The sequence below is a fragment of the Pseudonocardia spirodelae genome (genome assembly GCF_037727765.1).
Taxonomy (GTDB): domain Bacteria; phylum Actinomycetota; class Actinomycetes; order Mycobacteriales; family Pseudonocardiaceae; genus Pseudonocardia; species Pseudonocardia spirodelae.
In genome coordinates this window covers 1-17,667 of record NZ_JBBJUP010000018.1, presented here as the reverse complement: position 1 = coordinate 17,667, position 17,667 = coordinate 1, and the positions used below count along the sequence as shown (strand labels likewise).

The 17,667-nt window shown below is 75.0% G+C and carries 14 protein-coding genes and 1 tRNA gene; 9 read left to right on the top strand and 6 right to left on the bottom strand.

The window, feature by feature from the left end; translation table 11 throughout:
- Positions 1-2 precede the first annotated feature (2 nt).
- From couO to WJX68_RS19980, 6 genes are all read left to right on the top strand, one after another.
- Positions 3-875 (top strand): 4-hydroxyphenyl-beta-ketoacyl-CoA hydrolase, encoded by an 873-nt coding sequence (couO, locus tag WJX68_RS20005; RefSeq protein ID WP_340293262.1) that lies wholly within the window; start codon positions 3-5, stop codon positions 873-875.
- Between the two features lie 652 nt (positions 876-1,527).
- Complete coding sequence (locus WJX68_RS20000; protein ID WP_340293260.1) at positions 1,528-1,878, top strand: hypothetical protein; 351 nt, start codon at positions 1,528-1,530, stop codon at positions 1,876-1,878.
- A complete protein-coding gene (locus WJX68_RS19995) occupies positions 1,875-3,707 on the top strand; it encodes a hypothetical protein (protein ID WP_340293258.1) in 1,833 nt (610 codons plus the stop codon). Before WJX68_RS20000 ends, WJX68_RS19995 begins: the two co-directional genes overlap by 4 nt.
- Positions 3,708-3,715: 8 nt before the next feature.
- Positions 3,716-5,680 (top strand): hypothetical protein, encoded by a 1,965-nt coding sequence (locus tag WJX68_RS19990; RefSeq protein WP_340293256.1) that lies wholly within the window; start codon positions 3,716-3,718, stop codon positions 5,678-5,680.
- A gap of 17 nt (positions 5,681-5,697) precedes the next feature.
- Positions 5,698-6,993: a YeeE/YedE family protein gene (locus WJX68_RS19985; RefSeq protein ID WP_340293254.1), complete on the top strand. Its 1,296-nt coding sequence runs from the start codon at positions 5,698-5,700 to the stop codon at positions 6,991-6,993.
- A gap of 38 nt (positions 6,994-7,031) precedes the next feature.
- Positions 7,032-7,361, top strand: coding sequence for a hypothetical protein (locus WJX68_RS19980; protein ID WP_340293252.1), 330 nt, complete (start codon positions 7,032-7,034; stop codon positions 7,359-7,361).
- Between the two features lie 89 nt (positions 7,362-7,450).
- Here WJX68_RS19980 and WJX68_RS19975 read toward each other — a convergent pair whose 3' ends face one another.
- Positions 7,451-8,254 carry a YceI family protein gene (locus WJX68_RS19975; protein ID WP_340293250.1) on the bottom strand — a complete coding sequence of 268 codons (804 nt, stop codon included), beginning with the start codon at positions 8,252-8,254 and terminating at the stop codon, positions 7,451-7,453.
- A complete protein-coding gene (locus WJX68_RS19970) occupies positions 8,247-9,053 on the bottom strand; it encodes an MSCRAMM family protein (RefSeq protein WP_340293248.1) in 807 nt (268 codons plus the stop codon). The genes WJX68_RS19975 and WJX68_RS19970 overlap by 8 nt, the downstream gene beginning before the upstream one ends.
- 143 nt (positions 9,054-9,196) lie before the next feature.
- On the opposite strand from WJX68_RS19970, the gene WJX68_RS19965 reads away from it, so the two are divergent.
- Positions 9,197-10,099 (top strand): AurF N-oxygenase family protein, encoded by a 903-nt coding sequence (locus WJX68_RS19965; protein ID WP_340293246.1) that lies wholly within the window; start codon positions 9,197-9,199, stop codon positions 10,097-10,099.
- A gap of 25 nt (positions 10,100-10,124) precedes the next feature.
- On the top strand, positions 10,125-11,624 hold the full coding sequence (locus WJX68_RS19960) for an FAD-dependent oxidoreductase (RefSeq protein ID WP_340293244.1): 1,500 nt from the start codon (positions 10,125-10,127) through the stop codon (positions 11,622-11,624).
- A 12-nt stretch (positions 11,625-11,636) separates the two neighbouring features.
- Here the strand turns inward: WJX68_RS19960 and WJX68_RS19955 are convergent, their stop codons facing one another.
- The 3 genes from WJX68_RS19955 to WJX68_RS19945 all read right to left on the bottom strand — a co-directional run bounded on the left by WJX68_RS19955 (position 11,637) and on the right by WJX68_RS19945 (position 15,373).
- The gene (locus WJX68_RS19955) at positions 11,637-12,449 is read right to left on the bottom strand and encodes an LmeA family phospholipid-binding protein (protein WP_340293242.1); all 813 of its coding nucleotides are present in this window, start codon (positions 12,447-12,449) and stop codon (positions 11,637-11,639) included.
- Between the two features lie 144 nt (positions 12,450-12,593).
- Positions 12,594-15,122, bottom strand: coding sequence for an HAD-IC family P-type ATPase (locus WJX68_RS19950; protein WP_340293240.1), 2,529 nt, complete (start codon positions 15,120-15,122; stop codon positions 12,594-12,596).
- Positions 15,123-15,299: 177 nt separating this feature from the next.
- Positions 15,300-15,373, bottom strand: a tRNA-Arg gene (locus tag WJX68_RS19945).
- 172 nt (positions 15,374-15,545) lie between these two features.
- Between WJX68_RS19945 and WJX68_RS19940 the strand changes: the two genes are divergently transcribed.
- Positions 15,546-16,349, top strand: coding sequence for a PP2C family protein-serine/threonine phosphatase (locus tag WJX68_RS19940; RefSeq protein WP_340293238.1), 804 nt, complete (start codon positions 15,546-15,548; stop codon positions 16,347-16,349).
- A 3-nt stretch (positions 16,350-16,352) separates the two neighbouring features.
- Here WJX68_RS19940 and WJX68_RS19935 read toward each other — a convergent pair whose 3' ends face one another.
- The gene (locus WJX68_RS19935) at positions 16,353-16,979 is read right to left on the bottom strand and encodes a methyltransferase domain-containing protein (protein WP_340293236.1); all 627 of its coding nucleotides are present in this window, start codon (positions 16,977-16,979) and stop codon (positions 16,353-16,355) included.
- Positions 16,980-17,667 lie beyond the last annotated feature (688 nt).

The window sequence follows — 17,667 nt, the reverse complement described above, 5'->3', positions numbered from 1 at the left end:
GCATGACCCTCGACCCCGGCACCGTCGACGCGATCGACGTCCACGTCCACGTCGAGCAGGACGGTCACGGCTGTCTCGCCCTGGACCAGGAGCTGCTCGACGCCTCGGCGAAGTACTTCCGGGCCGACCAGGACCGCACGCCCACCATCGACGCGATCGCCGAGCACTACCGGGCCCGGCGGATCGCCGCCGTGGTGTTCACCGTCGACGCGCCGTCGGGCACCGGGCACCCGCCGCTGTCCAGCGAGGAGATCGCCGACGCCGCCGCCGCGCACGCCGACGTGCTGATCCCGTTCGGCTCGGTCGACCCGCACACCGGCAAGGCCGCCGTCGCCCGGGCGCGGCGCCTGGTCACCGAGCACGGGGTGCGCGGGTTCAAGTTCCACCCCAGCCTGCAGGCGTTCGAGCCGAACGACGTGCGCTTCTACCCGCTCTACGACGCCATCGCCGAGCTCGGGGTGCCCGCGCTGTTCCACACCGGGCAGACCGGGATCGGGGCCGGGCTGCCCGGCGGGCGCGGGATCAAGCTGCGCTACTCGAACCCGATGCTGCTCGACGACGTCGCCGCCGACTTCCCCGCCCTCACCGTGGTCCTGGCGCACCCGTCGGTCCCGTGGCAGGACGAGGCGATCTCCATCGCCACCCACAAGTCCAACGTCTACATCGACCTGTCCGGCTGGTCCCCGAAGTACTTCCCGCCGCAGCTGGTCCGCGCGGCGAACTCGATGCTGCGCCGCAAGGTGCTCTTCGGGTCGGACTACCCGGTGATCACCCCGGACCGCTGGCTCGCCGACTTCGACACGCTGGACATGAAGCCCGAGGTCCGGCCGCTGATCCTGAAGGACAACGCCGTGCGGATGCTCGGCCTGGGGTAGATGCCCCGCGCCCCGGTTGTCCGGACCGGTTCCCGTCCGCGCTCATCGCCGCGACATCGGCGCAGGTCACGGCGGTGCACCCCGCCCGGTTCCCGACGTCGTCCACACGATCGGGTGATGCTGTCCGCGTGTGTCACGCCGTGTCGGGGTGTTCCTCCCGGGGTGTCCGGCGGCTCCCGCGATGACCCCGGTCACTCGTTGCGGCCCGCCGCGGCCCCCGATCGCCTTCATCCCACGATGTGGACCGGGCCGGCCCGGGATTGCTCCGAACGGGTGTGCACACTGTCCCCATGCACCTCGCCCCCCGGTTCGCGGTTCGACGCCACGTCGACCTGCGCCTGCAGGCGAGCGCGCTCTGTCCCGGCGCCTGACGCGCCCGGCCACCGGGGCGCGCCCGCCGCTCCACCCGCCGCCGTAGCCCCGCTGCCGCGGCCGTGCGGCCCCGGGACCGCCCCCGGCTCCCCCTCTCCGACGACCGCCACGCGCCCCGGCCACCGACGCCGGCGACCGACCCCCGCCCCGCCCGTACGGCGGCCCGGGGCGAGGAGCGGTCCCACGTCCGCGCCTGCCCGCGCCCCGCACCCGCGGCCCGCCGCTCGCCGGGCGTCCACATCGGACATCCACGCTCCCCGTCACCAGAAGGAGACACCCCGTGTCCCAGCACCGCGCACGTCCCGCGTCCCGGGTCCGGTCGGTCGCCGCCGGCGTCGCACTCGCCGGCACCGCGCTGGTCGGCCTGGCCGGTGCCGCCCAGGCGGCCACCCCGGACCTGGTCCCGGACCTCGGCCCGATCCTGAGCGCGCCGGACCCCGACCAGCCCGACCCGGCGCCCACCGCGCCGCCGGTCGAGTCGTCCTACGAGGCGTTCGACTCCGACCAGCCGATCCAGCAGCTGCGCGACCTCGCCCCCGCGGGCGTCCCCGCCGCCGGCCTGGTCGACGTCGTGTCGAAGGCGCCGAAGCAGATCACCCCGACCGTCCTGTCCGGCGGGGCGGGCGAATGAGCCTGCTCCCGCAGTCCCGCTGGGCGCGGCGGGGGCTCGTCGCCCTCGCGAGCGCCGCCGTCGTCGCCGGGGTCGTCGCGATCCCCGCGTCGGCCCAGGGAACGATCGACAAGGTCAGGTCCGAGGTCACCGGCGCCGACGGCAAGGACTACTGGGTCGAGAACAACCTCACGCCGGAGGCCCGCCGGCAGTCCGCCGACGGGCCCAGGAAGGAGTACGCGCTGGTCTGGGCCGGTGACGAGAACGTCGCCGACACCGCGGTCGCCGACGTGCGCAACCTGCCCGGGTCGCTGCTCGACCCGGTCGACAAGGTCCGCGACGCCGCGCCGGGCCCGGACTTCCTGGCCGTCGTCGACGTCACCAAGGGCACCCCGGACTACGGCAAGGTCGTCAACACCGCGACCGTCGGCCCGCTGGTGGAGAACGAGCCGCACCACATGCAGTACTCGTGGCGCAAGGGCGACAAGATCTACGCGGGCGGCCTGTTCTCCGCGGCGACCTACGTCTTCGACGTCGCGGCACTGCCGGAGGTCAGGCTGTCCGGCATCTCGCTGCCGTCGCAGACGCTGTGCGGTTCGGTGCCCGACGCCTACTGGGTCCTGAAGGACGGCACCGCCTACGGCACCTACATGGGCGGCCCCGTCGCCCCGGGCCCGTGCCGCTACACCCATGGCGAGGTCCGCACCGGCAACGGCTTCGCGGGCTCTCCCGGCTCGGTGATCCGGTTCGACCAGGAGGGGAAGAACCTCGTCGAGGCCCCGGCCGCGACCGAGACGCCCGAGGACCCCACCCAGTGCCTCAACATGCCGGCCCTGGGCAACCCCACCTGCGCGAACCCGCACGGCATCCAGGTCCGCGAGGACCTGAACACCATGGTCACCAGTGACTACGCGGAGCCGCGGTCGATCATCCTCGACCCGGTGAAGAACCCGTCGCCGTACCTGCGCCGGCCCACCGTGCGCACCTGGGACATCTCCGACCTGAACACGCCGAAGGTGAAGTCGGTGCAGTACCTGCCGACCGGCCCGCGCTCGGGCGGGGTCGACCCGCTGCGCAACGAGAACCGCGCCGTCATGGAGACGACGGTCACCAACCGGCCGGAGCACAAGGGCGCGTTCGCCCAGACCATGCAGGGCGGGGCGATCTTCTACACGCCGGACATCACCGCCGACAACCCGGAGTGGAAGGAGGTCTTCGACCTGGGGACCGCCGCGCCGGAGCTGGGCGTCGGTGGCGAGAACGGCGGCCCGAGCGCCAACGGCGGCTGGATCCAGACCAGCGCCGACGACACGACGCTATACCACGCCACGATCGGCCGCAAGGCCGGCACGCTGGGCCCGGACGACAAGGGCACCGCGGGCGGGGTCATCGCGCTCGACATCGAGAAGCTGCTGGCCTCGGGCGAGACCCCGAGCTGCTCGATCGACACGATCGAGGAGACCACCGCCGGTGGCGCCGAGAGCGACTGCCCGACGATCAAGGGCACGGTCGGCATCAACCCGGACCAGACCGGCGCCGGCCCGCACTGGGGTGCGCTGGACAACCTGGAGCGCGGTGACGACGGCTACTACCGTCACACCGACCAGCCCCAGCGCCTCGCGACCGCGAACTACTTCGTGGCCCGCACCGGGCTCGACGGCGACCACCGCCTGTGCATGACCGACATCGCCCCGGACGGCTCGCTGAGCCTGGACGAGTCGTTCAAGGACGAGGACACCGGCGACACGTGCGTGAGCTTCAACCGCCAGCACTGGCCGCACGGCGACTTCGGCAACGCCAAGCCGCACTCGATGCTGTTCGTCGCGGCCGACGAGGACATCAGGGACTGATGACGTCCATGTCGTTCACGACACTCGTGCCGGCCGGCGGGCTCCTGCCCGCCGGCCCGGCCGGGGACGCCCCCGCCCTGCTGCGTGCAGTGGCGGGGGCCGCCCCGGCGGTCCTCGCCCGAGGCCCCCAGGACGGCGTGCCGTTCGCGGACACGGCTCTGCGGCTCGTCCTGCTGACCGCGCTCGCCGTGGTGGCCGGGACCGGTCTGGTCCGTGTCCTGGCCGGTGCGCCCGGACGCGCCGAGCGGGTCGTCGCGGGAGTCGCGGCGCTCGTCGCCGTCTCCGCCGCGGTTGCCGCGGTCACCCGGTCCGGCGCCGGGCCGAACGCCTGGACGCTGTTCCTCCTCGCGGTCACGGTCGCGGTACCGGCGTTGCTCCCCGGGCCCCGCCCGGTCCTCGCCGTGCTCCCCGCGCTCGCCGTGACGGCGCTGCTGGTCCTCCAGCTCGCCGGTACCCCCGGCGTCGCACCGTGGTTCGCGCTCGACGCGGGCTACGCCGTCGCCGGTTCCCTGGCCGCCGGTGCGGCGGTGCACCTGGTCACCACCCGCACCGACGACGACACGCGGCCCGCCCGGGTGCGCGTGCTCGGCATCGCGGCGGGCACGGTCGGGGCCGTGCTCGCCGCGGTGCGGCTCGCCGCGGCCGGGCCCTTCACACTCACCGACGTGCACGGCACCGGCTTCGGCCGCGCCGCGCTGGTGACGGTCGTGGCCCCGGCCGCGGTCGCGGCCCTGCTGCTCGCCGAGAGCGTTCTGGGTCGCCGCGCCGGCAACCGGGTCCGTGCGGACGAGGTGCGCGACCGGGTCCGCACCCCGGCCGTGCTCGCCGCGATCACCGCCGTCGGCGCCGCCACACTGCTCGCCGCGCTCCCGGCCCCGGCCCCGGCGGCCGTCCCCGGCCAGGCGCTGCTGCGCGCGGTCGATCTCGGCACCGGACCGCTCACCCTGGCCGTCGCCCCGATGCGGCCCGGCCTCAACCTCGTGCAGCTCACCGGCGCGGGTGTCACCGTCACCGGGCCGGACGCCACGATGCCCGCCGGGCACGGTGACCCCGGTGCCCCCGCCGGCTACGCCGTGCGCACCGCCGACCGCGACGTGCCGTTCACGGCCCGCTCCGGCGCCCCCGGCGGCTGGGCGCTGGTCGACCTGCCCGAGGGCACCACCTCGATCACCGTCACCGCCGGGGGACTGGCCCGCGCGGTGCCGGTCGACGTCGGCACCGACCGGGGCGCCCCCGCCGGTGCGACCGGCGCCGACGGGCCGGAGTGCCTGTCCGCCGCCGTCGGGCGGATCCTGGCCGGGGGCGACCCCGCGCTCGGACCGTGCCCGTCGGAGTCGCTCGACCCGGCCGACGTCCGGGGGCTGCGCGGCACCGTCCGCGCGCTCGCCTCCCGGGGCGCACCGGGGCTGGCGATCGCCGGTGACGTGTCGCCCCGCTCCCGCGCGGCCGCCGACGTGGTCCGCGCCGCGGCCGGGGCCGCCGGCCTGCCGGTGCGCCCGGCCGCCGGCCCGGACGACGCCCTGGTCGTCGTGTCCGGCTGGCAGCACGCCGCGACGACGGTCCGTGACACCGCCCGCGCGGCGCAGACCACGCCGACCGCGCTCGGCGGCACCTACCTCGCGCCGTGGCTGCTGACCGGTGGCGTGCTCGATCAGAGCCCGGGCACCCTGCTCCCGCTGGACTTCGGCCCGCAGGAACAGGTCCCGCAGCGCTACGTCCGGACACTCGCCGCCGTCGCACCGGGCTCCGCCCCGTCGCTGTCGGGGCTGCGCGCCTGGGCCGCGACGTCCGGAGAGACCTACGCCGACCCGGCCCCGTCGCTGTACGGGGCGGCACCGGTGAGTGTTCCCATGACCGCGGACCCCGGGGACCACCACGGCGCGCCGAACCGGGCCGCCTGGTTCCCGGGCGGCGCGGTCGTGCGCATCGGCTCCGCACTGGACACCGGCGACCCCGCCGGCCCGACCCCCTGACCCACGAGGAGACCCCCGTGTCGATCACGACGGACCCGCCCGGCCGGACGCCGGGAACCCTGGCCCGCGCGCTGCGCGAGCTGCCCGGTTCCGGGCGCACCGCCTTCGGGCCCCAGGACCGGGCCGCGGCCCCGCCGCAGTGGCGGGTCGTCGCCGTCGGCCTGGTGCTGGCGGTGCTGTTCCTGGCCGGGGTGGGTGCGGTCGCGCCCGCGACGATGGTGGGCACCGCGGCGCTGGGCCTCGCGCTCGGCTTCACCCTGTTCCACTCCCGGTTCGGCTTCACCTCGGGCTGGCGCCAGCTCGTCGCCGTCGGGCAGGGCGCGGCGATCCGGGCCCACATGGTCATGTTGGCGACCGCGTCGGTGCTGTTCGCGGTGATCCTGTCCTCCGGGTTCGCGCTCGCGGGAGAGCCGAAGGGCTTCACGAACCCGATCGGCATCGGCCTCGTCGTCGGCGCGTTCCTGTTCGGGCTGGGCATGCAGGTCGGCGGCTCGTGCGCGTCGGGGACGCTGTTCGCCGTCGGCAGCGGGCAGTCGGCGATCGTGCTGACGCTGTTCGGCTTCGTCGCCGGGTCGATGTTCGCGGTGTTCACCCACACCTTCTGGACGCAGACCGTCCCGCAGGGCCCGAGCGTGAACCTGGCGCAGGTGCTCGGCTACCCGGGTGCGGTCGCCGTGACGCTGCTGGTGACCGCGGGCATCACCGTGCTGACCTGGGTGGTCGCCCGCCGCCGTACCCCGCCGCCGGTGGAGCGGCCGCCGTCGGCCCGCGGCGCCGCCCGGGTCCTGCGCGGCTCGTGGCCGATGTGGGTCGGGGCGATCGTGCTCGCCGTGCTGAACGCCGCGGTCCTGTTCGTCTCGGCCGCGCCGTGGGGCGTGACGAGCGCGTTCGCGCTGTGGGGCTCGAAGGTGCTGCAGTCGGCCGGGTTCGACATGGCGGGCCTGGCGTACTGGCAGGTCCCGGCGAACGCGAAGGCGCTCGCCGCCCCCGTGCTGGCGGACCGGATCTCCAACCTCGACGTCGGCATCATGATCGGCGCGCTCGTCGCCTCCGCGGTCGGTGGCGCGTTCGTGCTGCACCGGCGGATCCCCTGGCGGCTGGCGCTCGGCGCGGTACTGGGCGGGATCGCGATGGGCTACGGCGCGCGCCTCGCGGGCGGCTGCAACATCGGCGCCTACTTCTCCGGCATCGCCTCGTTCAGCCTGCACGGCTGGATCTGGGCCGTCGTCGCGCTCGGCGGCACCTGGGCGGGCCTGCGGCTGCGGCCGCTGTTCGGCCTGACCAACCCCAAGCCTGCCGACTCGCTCTGCTGAGCCGGCCGGACGCTCCCCACCCCACAGAGAGGTACGACATGACCGCACGCACCTTCGTGCGCACGGCGGTGGCCGTGGCCGGCGCCGGCGCGCTGGCCGGGCTGACCGGCGGGCTCGCGCACGCCGACGAGGACCACCACCGCGAGAGTCACCGCGACGCCCGCTACGACGGCACCGTCTGGCACTACGACGGCGAGGCGACGCGGAGCGACTCGGCCGACCCCGACGGGTCCGTCGCCGCGGGCCGCGACGGGGCCACCCCGGTGTGGCTGCTGGCGGGCGCCCCGGCCGCGCCGCTGCCCGAGGACCTGCTGAAGCCGGTCGACCTGACCGCCCCCGCGTTCGGGGTGCTCGACGGTCTGACCTGAGTCCCGTCCCGGGTGGCTGCGCACAGGGCGGCCCAGGACGGGCCGGCCGCCCCGTCCGGACCGTGTCCGGGCGGGGCGGCCGTGCCCGCTCAGCTCTCCTGCAGCACGGCCTGGACGTCGAGGTCGATCCGCAGCGTCCGGCCCACGGCGAGGACCCCGGCCAGCACCGACTGGTTCCAGTCGATCGCGAACTCGTCGCGCGAGACGTCGGTGGTGGCGGTGAACGCGGCGCGGGTGCCGCCCCACAGGTCGGGCCCGGTGCCGCCGTAGGTGGCGTGCAGGTCGACCGGGGCCTTGACGCCCTTGAGCGACAGCATCCCGTGCACGGTCCACCGGGTGGCGTCGACCCGGGTCAGGCCGTGGCCCTCGTAGCCGATCGCCGGGTGGGTGTCGATATCGAGGAAGTCCGCGGTGCGCAGGTGCGCGTCGCGGTCGGTGTCGTCGGAGTCCACCGACCCGGCATCGATCGACACGCTCACCGAGCTCGCCTCGAACGGGTCCGCCACGTGCAGCTCGCCGGAGAAGCGGCGCAGCCGCCCGTGGATGCGGCTCATGCCCAGGTGCAGCGCGGTCGCCCGGATGCTGGAGTGCTGCGGGTCGATCCGCCACACGCCCGGGGTCGGCAGCACCGCGCCGCCGGCCCGCGCGAGCTCGACCCGGCCGAGGTCGGTGGCGTCGGCGCCCAGGGCCACCGCCCGCGCCGAGGGCTCGTGGCCGGCCGCCGCGACGACGACCGTGTGCGGCCCGGCCGCCAGCTCCGGCACCGCGAACCCGCCGTCGGCCCGGCTGGTCGCCCGGCCCCGCTGGACGCCCGCGGCGTCCATCACGGTGACCGTCGCACCGATCACCGGCCATCCGTCGGGGGTGCTCAACCGCCCGTGGAGCTCAGCCACGTCCCTGCTCCGTCCTGCTCGGGGCGCCGGCCGGGTCCGGGGCGCCGAAGCGCACCTCGACCGGGGTGGTGGTGCCGCGGGCGACCTGCACCGCGACGACGACCGGCGCGTGCCCGCTCGCGGTCAGCTCGTGCCGCCCGGGCGGCAGCCCGTGCAGCTCGTAGCGCCCGTCCGGGCCGGTCACGGTCTCGGCGACGGTCCGGCCGTCGCCGTCGCCCAGCACGATCCGCGCCCCGGCGACCGGCAGGCCGTCGCCGCTGCGGGCGACACCGGTGACCCCGGCCAGCGCGGGGAAGCGCAGCTCCACCGGCGGGGCGGCGGGGTCGGCGGTGACGGTGCGGGCCAGCGGGCCGTGGCCCGGGGCGGTCGCGGTCAGGGTGTGCGGGCCGGTGCCGGGGGTCTCGGCCAGGAAGCGGCCCGCCGCGTCGGTCGGCGCGTGCGCGACGACCTCGCCCGCGGTGTCGATCAGCGTGACCGCGCCCGCGACCGGGCGCCCGCCGGCGTCGGCGAGGGTCCCGCGGACCACGCCACCGGCGGCGACGGCCACGTCGTGCCGGGCGGGCGCCGAGCCCACCGCGACCAGGCCCGCGTCCGGGCCCGCGCCCTCGGTGCGGGTCACCACCAGGTACGTGCCGCCGGTGGGCAGGCCGACGGCGTAGGTGCCGTCCCCGCCGCTGACCGTGCGGCCGTGCTGGCGTCCGTCGAGGTCGGTGACCGTGACCGTCGCGCCCGCGAGCGGGGTGCCGGAGCGCCCCCGCACGGTGCCGACGACGGCGGGCCCGTCCCGTTCCGGTGTCACGTGCCGACCTCCCAGGTAGTTGCGCATCGCAACGATAACCCGGTCGGGTGGCGGGCTGCCGGGCAGGACTTGCGCCACGTGTAACCGGTGGTAACGTTACCGGCGGTTACAGCACCTGACGTCGTTGTCTTCGAGGAGTCGACATGACCGCCACCGTTCCCGAGACCGGAAACGACCGGCACGACACCGCCGAGCGCCTGCTGCGCTCGTCCGCGGAGCTCTCGTTCGACCCGACCACCCAGGTCGACTGGGAGACGCCGCTGGACCGCGACTACCACGGCATGAGCCCGGAGTGGAGCAGCCTCTACGGCACCCGCTACTGGGAGGAGATGACCGAGGAGCAGCGCAAGGAGCTGACCCGCCACGAGTCGGCGTCGGTCGCCTCGACCGGCATCTGGTTCGAGATGATCCTGCAGCAGCTGGTCCTGCGTGACTTCTACGCCAAGGACCCGACCGACCCGGCGTTCCAGTGGGCGCTGACCGAGATCGCCGACGAGTGCCGGCACTCGATCATGTTCGCCCGTGGTTCGGCCAAGCTGGGCGCGCCGGCCTACATCCCGAAGAAGCGCGTCGTCGCGCTCGGCCGGGTCTGCGCGGCCGTCTACTCCGGTGAGGCCGCCTACGCCTCGATCCTGGTCGCCGAGGAGGTCCTCGACGTCATGCAGCGGGACTGGATGCGCGACGAGCGCGTCGTCCCGTTCGTGCGGACGATCAACAACATCCACGTGGTCGAGGAGTCGCGGCACATGAAGTTCGCCCGCGAGGAGACCCGCGAGCGGCTGCAGGGCGCCGGCAAGGTCCGCCGCCAGGTCCAGGCGTTGTTCGTCGCCATGGCCGCGTACGAGATCGTCACCGCCATGTGGAACGAGGACCTGTACGCCAACGCCGGCCTCGACCGCGAGCGCGCCCTGCGCGAGGCGAAGGGCAACGAGCACCACAAGGCGCTGCTGCGCAGCTCGTGCGCCGGGCTGATGGAGTTCCTGTCCTCGTGCGGCCTGCTGACGAAGCCCGCGCTGTACTTCTACCGTCGCGCGAACCTGATCTGACCCCTGAGCTGACCCGGAGCCGGCCGTGCCCTTCGCGATCACCCAGACCTGCTGCACCGACGCGTCGTGCGTCGCGGCCTGCCCGGTCAACTGCATCCACCCCACGCCGGACGAGGCGGACTTCGCCACGACCGACATGCTCTACATCGACCCGCGGGCGTGCATCGACTGCGGGGCCTGCGCGGACGCGTGCCCGGTGGACGCGATCTTCCCGGTGGAGAAGCTGAGCGCGTCGCTGGCCGGGTACGCCGAGGTCAACTCCCGCTACTACGACGGCAAGCCCGTCGCGGGCACGCTGCAGGGCGACTCGCCGCTGTTCCACGAGTGGTACCCGCTGCAGTTCACGCGGTCGCTGCCCGCGGACATGGCGGGCCTCGACGTCGCCGTCGTCGGCACCGGCCCGGCCGGCATGTACGCGGCCCAGGACCTGCTGCTGCACACGTCCTCGACGGTGACGCTCTACGACCGGCTCGACGTCGCGGGCGGCCTCGTGCGGTTCGGCGTCGCGCCGGACCACCCGTCCACGAAGCGGATCGGGGAGTCCTTCGCGCGCTTCCACACCCACCCGCGGGTGCGGATGCGGCTCGGGACCGAGATCGGTCGCGACGTCTCCACCGAGGAGCTCGCCCGCCGCCACGACGCCGTGATCTGGGCGGTCGGCGCGCCCGCGCCCCGCGACCTCGGCCTGCCGGGGGAGGGGCTGCCCGGCAGCATCGCCGCCGACACCGTCGTGGGCTGGTACAACGGCCACCCCGACGTCGCGCGCGACGCCGTCGACACATCCGTCGGCCGGGTCGTCGTGATCGGCACCGGGAACGTGGCGATCGACGTCGCCCGGGTGCTCACCGCGCCCGCCGCCGACCTCGCCGGCACCCCGATCGACCCGGCCGCCCGCGCCGCCCTGCGCGACGGCGCGGTCACCGAGGTCGTGCTGCTGGCCCGGCGCGGTCCCGAGGCGGTCGCCGCGACCGCCCCCGAGCTGCGCGAGCTGCTGGGCCGCGACGGCGTCGAGGTGGTCGTCGACGAGCACGACCCGCGCATCGGCGAGTCCCTCGACGGCCCTCCCGTCTCCGACTCGCACGCGCTGCTGTCCGGCGCCCGCCGCGAGAAGGTCGACTGGTCGGTGCCGGCGCCGCGCCCGCGCGTGGTGTTCCGCTTCCACTCCACGCCCGAGCGCGTGGAGGGCTCGGTCCGCGCGCAGGGCGTGCGCACCGCGGAGGGGACCGACATCGCCGCCGGGCTGGTCGTGCGGGCCGTCGGGCACCGCGGGCGCCCGGTCCCGGGCCTGCCCTTCGACGACGAGCGCGGCGTCGTCCCGCACGACGCGGGCCGTGTCGAGGACCGGCCGGGGCACTACGTCGTCGGCTGGATCAAGCGCGGTCCCTCCGGCGGCATCGGCACCAACCGCACCTGCGCCGCGGAGACGGTCGGCTCGCTGCTCGACGACGCCGTCGCCGGGCGGCTCCCGGCACGCCCGGCCGGCTCCCGGCTGCGGTCGGTCGCGCGACGCCTCCGCCGCTCCTGACCGGTCGGCCCCTCAGCGGCCCAGGTCCAGCAGCGACAGCGCGCCGCGCAGCACGTCGTCGATCCGGGCGGGCGGGACCGCGCGGCGCCAGCTGTCGAGCCGTCCGCGCACCACGACGCGGCCGGGGTGGAGGTCGAGCGCCTCGAGCCGGAACGCCCGCGGCAGGCCGGGCAGCTCGACCCGCCCGGAGCGGACCGCGGCCAGCGGGCTGCGGTCCACCATCGACCGCACGGAGCGCCGGGCGTCCGGCGAGCGCGGCGGGCCCATCCGGCGACCCGCGACGGTCAGGCCGGTGACCTTCCAGGACAGGGTGTGCCCGTCGACCGACACGGCGAGGTCGGCGGCACCCAGCCCCGGACGGCGCCGCAGCCGGGCGCGTGCGACGCCGTCGTCGTCGATGCCGACGACGAGCTGGGCGAGGTGCTCGTGCAGCCGGTCGGCGACCCAGGCCGGGTCGAGCTCGGCCGCCACCAGGACGGGCCCGGACACCAGCTCCGGGAACGGCGCGGGGCGCAGCCGCACGTCGGTGGCGGTCACCGTGAGGGTGCGCAGCCGCAGCCCGGGCCGCTCGACGTCGCGCGCGGCCACGGTGACGGTGTCGAACCGCCCGGTGACCAGCGCCCGGGCGCCCAGCCCCGACGACGTGACCGCCGTCGGCACCAGGCTGACCTGCGACCCGCGCGAGCGCAGGGTCGTCGGCCGGCCCACGTAGCGCAGCCGCGCCGCCTCCAGCAGCGCCCGCAGCAGCAGCGCCGAGCCGGGGGCGGTCCCCGCGTCGAGCAGGGCCGCCGCGGTGCCGGTGCCGGCGGGGGTGTCGACGGCCATGACGCTGAGGAACCCCTTCGGACGTGCGGACGGACGGTCGTACCGAGCGTCGCAGGCGCTGCGGCGACCCGCCCGGCCGGGACGGAGGTGTGCGACGACCCGCACGCGGCCGTCGCCCGGTGGGGACCGCGGCCCGGACGGCGATCAGCCCCGCGGCACCGGCAGGTCCCCGACCCGCAGGATCCGGTCGAGCACCCGCGACCGGTACGCCAGCGACAGCAGCGCGAACCAGCCGAGGACCGCGGGCAGCACGACCGCGTACACCGGCCACGCGGCGCCGGTGAGCCCGAAGTAGGTCGACAGCGCCGGGGTGGACACGACCGCGGCGAACGCGGCGGTCAGCGCGAGGACCAGCCACGCGGGGCGCCGGTCGGCGATCACCGGGGTCCACGACGCGAACACCCGGTGCGGCGGCATGAGCAGCAGGATCAGCACGAACGAGGACAGCGACACGAACGTCGACAGCCCGGTCTGCGCCCCGATGGTGGCGGCGGCGTCGGCGAAGTCGGCGTCGCGGCCGTAGACGAGCCCGGTGTAGGACTGGAACTCGTCGACGATCTCGGCGGGCGTCCGGCCGCTGCTGAAGCCGCGCAGGATGTTCTCGTAGAGCAGGGTGTAGACGGCCGTGCCGACCCCGGCCGTCACGACCGCGGCGGGCACCACGAACCGCCCCAGGTCGCCGAGCAGGTTCGCGTTCGGCGGCAGCGGGCGCGCCCACATCGTCAGGAAGAAGGTCGGGATCCCGACGGTCAGCAGGGTCAGCCCGACCTGCGTGGGGGAGTAGGGGAAGCCGAGCCCGAGCAGGGTGACGGCCAGGATGACCAGACCCTGCGTCGCGACCCGGGCGAGGAAGACGTACATCGAGGTCGCGAGGCCGTCGATGATGCGGCGGCCCTCGTCGCGGGCGGGCAGCAGGGCGGCGAAGGAGTCGTCGACGAGCACGATGTCGGCGACGTCGCGGGTCACCGCGCTGCCGCTGCGCATGGCGATGCCGACGTGCGCCCCTTTGAGCGCGCGGGCGTCGTTGACGCCGTCGCCCAGCATCGCGACGTGGCGGCCGGCGCGGCGCAGCGCGGCCACGATCCGTTCCTTCTGCTCGGGGGCGACCCGCCCGAAGACGGTGGTGCGCGCGACCAGGCGGTCCAGGGCGTCGTCGTCGAGGTCGTCGAGGTCGGGGCCCGCGACCGGTTCGCCGGCGTCGAGCCCGGCCTGCGTGGCGAGCGCGGCCACGGTGCGCGGGTCGTCCCCGGACAGGACCTTGATCGTGACGCCGGCGGCGCGGAAGCGGGCGACGGCGTCGGTGACCTCGGGGCGCAGCTCGTCGGCCAGGACGACGAGCGCGACCGGCTCGAGCGCAGGCAGCGACGGACGCCCGCCCGTGTCGCGCAGGCCGTCGGCGGGGTCCACGGGGCGGGCGAGCAGCAGGACCCGCAGGCCCGATGCGGCCCGGGCCGCGACGGCGTCGGCGGGCAGCGGGGTCCGCAGCGCCCCCGCCAGCGCGTCGGGCGCGCCGAGCACCCAGGCGCCGTGGCCGGTGACCAGCCCCGACCAGCGCAGGGAGGAGGTGAAGGGCACCTCGTCGCGCACGTCCCAGGCGTCGCCGGGCAGGGCGTCGGCGAGTGCGGCGGAGGTGAGGTTGGGGTCGGTGACTGAGGCCGCGTACCCGGCGAGGACCTGCGCGACGTCGACGCCCGCGCCACCGGCCAGCGTCTCCGTCTCCTTCAGCGTCAGCCGCCCGGTGGTGAGCGTGCCGGTCTTGTCGGTGCAGACGACGTCGACGTGGGTCACCGACTCCACCGCGTTGACCTGCTGCACGAGCGCGCCCCGGCGGGCGATGCGCGCCGCGCCGCGGGTGTAGGCGACGGCGATGAGGAAGAACAGGCCGTAGGGCACGAGCCCGGACAGCACGGCGGTGATCTGGACGACCCGCAGCAGCGAGAAGCCCTCCAGCAGCGCCTGCGCCAGGATCGCCCCGCTCATCAGCACGACCAGCGCCATCGTCAGCCGGACCACGAAGTCGATCTGGCGCTGCAGCGGGGTGGTGTCGGTGGTGACGCGACGCGCCTCGAGGGTGAGCCGTCCGGCGTAGGCGTCGGCCCCGACGGCGTCGGCGCGCTGCCAGCACTCCCCGGCGACGCAGTGGCTGCCCGAGCGCAGCGTCGCGCCGGTCTCCTTGACGACCGGGTCGGACTCCCCGGTCAGCAGGGACTCGTCGGCCTCCACCCGCCCGGCCACGACCGGCCCGTCGACGACGATCTGCCCGCCCGGCCGGACGTGCACCAGGTCGCCCCGCACGACGTCGACGGCCGGGAGCCGGACCGGTCCGCCGTCGCGCACGACGGTGACGTCGGCCCGGTCGAGCAGCTGCAGCCGGTCGAGCTTGCGCTTGGCCCGGATCTCCTGCACCGCGCCGACGACGGCGTTGATCAGCCCGAGCCCGACGCTGGTCAGGGCGTCGTTGTAGCGGCCGAGCGCGAGCAGGACGACCCCGATGGCGAACAGGATCGTGTTGTAGAAGGAGAAGACGTTGGTGCGCAGGATCGTCGCGTAGGTGCGCGAGGTCCCCGACACCGGTGCGTTGACCGCGCCGGCCCGGCGCCGCTCGGCGACCTCCGCGGCGGACAGCCCCGTCCCCGGCGGTACGACGGACGTGGCGGTGGTGGGCTGTCCCATCCTGCTCCTCGGGCGCGTGTGCGGGGACGGACGTGTCGCGGCGTGATCGTCGCAGAACGGCCGCGCGTCATCCTCGCGGTGCGGGATGGGTACCGGATCGGACCCGGCTCGGAGCGGGGTGTGCGTCCGCGGATGCGTCGGACGATGGGGTCCGCGGCGCCGCGGTCGGTGGTGGTGCGCCCCCGGCAGGACTCGAACCTGCGACCTAGAGATTAGAAGGCTCTTGCTCTATCCGTCTGAGCTACGGAGGCCGATGCGCTCCCACCGTAGCGACCCGGGCAAGCGATCTGCGCCGCGGCACCGCCGTCGCGCACCACCCGATCCGGCCCGTGCGCTGGGCGGAGTGCCATCCGACCGGTTGAAGCACGCGCCGAACGGGCCTCGCCTGCGACGCTGACGGACGGTGACGTCCATACTGTCCCCATGGTGCTGGGACTGCGATCCGCGATCGGGTCGGATGTGGGCCGTCGCCGGACGTCGAACCAGGACTCCGGGGCGACGACCGGCCGACTGCTGATCGTCGCCGACGGGATGGGCGGTCACGCCCACGGCGAGATCGCGAGCGCAACGACCGTGTCGGTCTTCACCGAGATGGAGGCACGCCTGCCGGCGGACCTCTCCGACATCGACCTCGCCGCCGAGATGACCGAGGCGCTCAACGACGCCACGGACCGCCTCGCCCGCCGCGCCGGCGAGGAGCCGGAGATGCGCGGGATGGGGACGACGGTGGTGTCGCTGCTCCTGACCGGCGAGCAGCTCGCGCTGGCCCACATCGGCGACTCGCGCATCTACCTGCTGCGCGACGGCGGCCTGAGCCGGCTGACCCACGACCACACGATGGTCCAGCAGCTCGTGGACCAGGGCCAGATCACTGCGGAGGAGGCCGCGCACCACCCGCGCCGCTCCGTCCTGATGCGGGCACTGAGCACCGACCACGCCCCGGATCCCGACCTGGACCGCGTCGACATCGCGCAGGGGGACCGCTATCTGCTGTGCTCCGACGGCGTCACGGCCGTGCTCGACGACGACGCGCTGCACCGCGAGCTCGCCTCCGGCACCGGGCCGGACGAGGTCGTCGCCCGCCTCATCGCGCTGGCGAACGAGGGCGGCGGACCGGACAACATCACCGCGATCGTCGCGGACGTCGTCGAGCTCGACGCCCCGCAGCCTCCCGCCGAGGACCTGCGCATCGCCGGCGCGGTCGCCGAGATCGCCACCGCCGACTGAGTCTCACCGCCGCGCGACGACGCGGCGCAGCCGCACCGTGGACGTCGCCGTCCGGTGCTCCGCGAGCCCGGCCCGGGCCTCCGCCGGCAGGTCCGGTGGGTAGACGCCGGCCGCGCACAGCTCCGCGACGCGCTCGGCCGCGGTGCCCCCCTGCTCGAGGGCGAAGTCGAGCCGGTCGTCGGCGAGGACGGCGAAGTCGGCCGCGGCCGCCAGCCATTCCGGATGCTCCACGGCCGACCGGTGCCGCCACGCCTCGCGCACCTGCCGCCGCAGTGCCCCACCCCGCCAGCCGAACGAGCCGGGCGCCGGCACGAGTACCGAGACCAGCCCGTGCGACGCCAGCACGCGGCGCAGCTCGGCGAACAGGCCGTCCATGTCGTGCAGGTGGGGGAGAAGCAGCGGTACGGCGACACGGTCCACCGAGCGCGCCCGCAACGGCAACGCGCCGGGCGAGGCCGCGAGCGGCAGCGGCCCGCTGTCCCCCGCCTCGACGACGGCCCGCCCGGCGACCACCGTGGCGCGCACCCGCCCCGTCGCCCCGGGGGCACGGCACCAGGCGGCCGCGGTGAGCTCCGGCCCCGCGCGCAGGCGGTGCAGCACGGCGGGGAGGACGTCTCCGTCGAAGGGCACGCCGGGAGTCTCGCGCAGCTGATCCCGCAACCACGGTGCGGCGTCGCAGGACCGGTCTCGGCGAGGCACGACGAGCGGCTCCTGACGGACGACGATCGTGATCACCGGACGACGTCGTGCCGACCGGCGTCCCGCGCGGCGGGCACCGACCGCTCGTCGTGGGGGAGAGCCACGACGGACGGTCGGAAAAAATCTTGAAAAAAGTTGGCGCGCAGGCGGTGGCGGGACGAACGACAGGTGGAGCCCGTGTTCCGGAGCCCGTCGTCCGCTTCCTCTTGCGCGATCGCCCCTGGTCAACCAGTATCCGAGGAGAGCCCGTCAGTGCGACCGCTCGTCGCGCGACAGGGTCGGGCTCGTCCGTGGCTCTGTGCGGCTCGAATCCGGATCGTCGCAGGTCAGCGGGTGTTTCCGACCCCGGTTTGACGCGCCCTGACGCCGTGCCGTAACTTTCTCCCTGTCAGCGAGAGAGCCGGACAGAACGGGCCCTGAGAGGCCCGGTCAACAGGCCCCGTTGGTAGTGACCCCCGGGTGGTTCGCCGATTTTGTCGGTGTGCTTTTCTTGGTGGGTCGAGATGATCCGTCTTCGGGATCCTGGCTCCTTGTGTGGGGTTTGGGTGAGTGCGGTGCGGGTGTCTTTTGAGAACTCAACAGTGTGTCGAGCTTTATTCGGTTTGGCGTTTTGTGCCAA

Bases quoted from the DNA above. Each gene is read 5' to 3' on its own strand.
- couO (WP_340293262.1), top strand. From the start codon at position 3: ATGACCCTCGACCCCGGCACCGTCGACGCGATCGACGTCCACGTCCAC.
- WJX68_RS19995 (WP_340293258.1), top strand. From the start codon at position 1,875: ATGAGCCTGCTCCCGCAGTCCCGCTGGGCGCGGCGGGGGCTCGTCGCC.
- WJX68_RS19990 (WP_340293256.1), top strand. From the start codon at position 3,716: ATGTCGTTCACGACACTCGTGCCGGCCGGCGGGCTCCTGCCCGCCGGC.
- WJX68_RS19980 (WP_340293252.1), top strand. From the start codon at position 7,032: ATGACCGCACGCACCTTCGTGCGCACGGCGGTGGCCGTGGCCGGCGCC.
- WJX68_RS19965 (WP_340293246.1), top strand. From the start codon at position 9,197: ATGACCGCCACCGTTCCCGAGACCGGAAACGACCGGCACGACACCGCC.
- WJX68_RS19955 (WP_340293242.1), bottom strand. From the start codon at position 12,449: ATGGCCGTCGACACCCCCGCCGGCACCGGCACCGCGGCGGCCCTGCTC.
- WJX68_RS19950 (WP_340293240.1), bottom strand. From the start codon at position 15,122: ATGGGACAGCCCACCACCGCCACGTCCGTCGTACCGCCGGGGACGGGG.
- WJX68_RS19940 (WP_340293238.1), top strand. From the start codon at position 15,546: ATGGTGCTGGGACTGCGATCCGCGATCGGGTCGGATGTGGGCCGTCGC.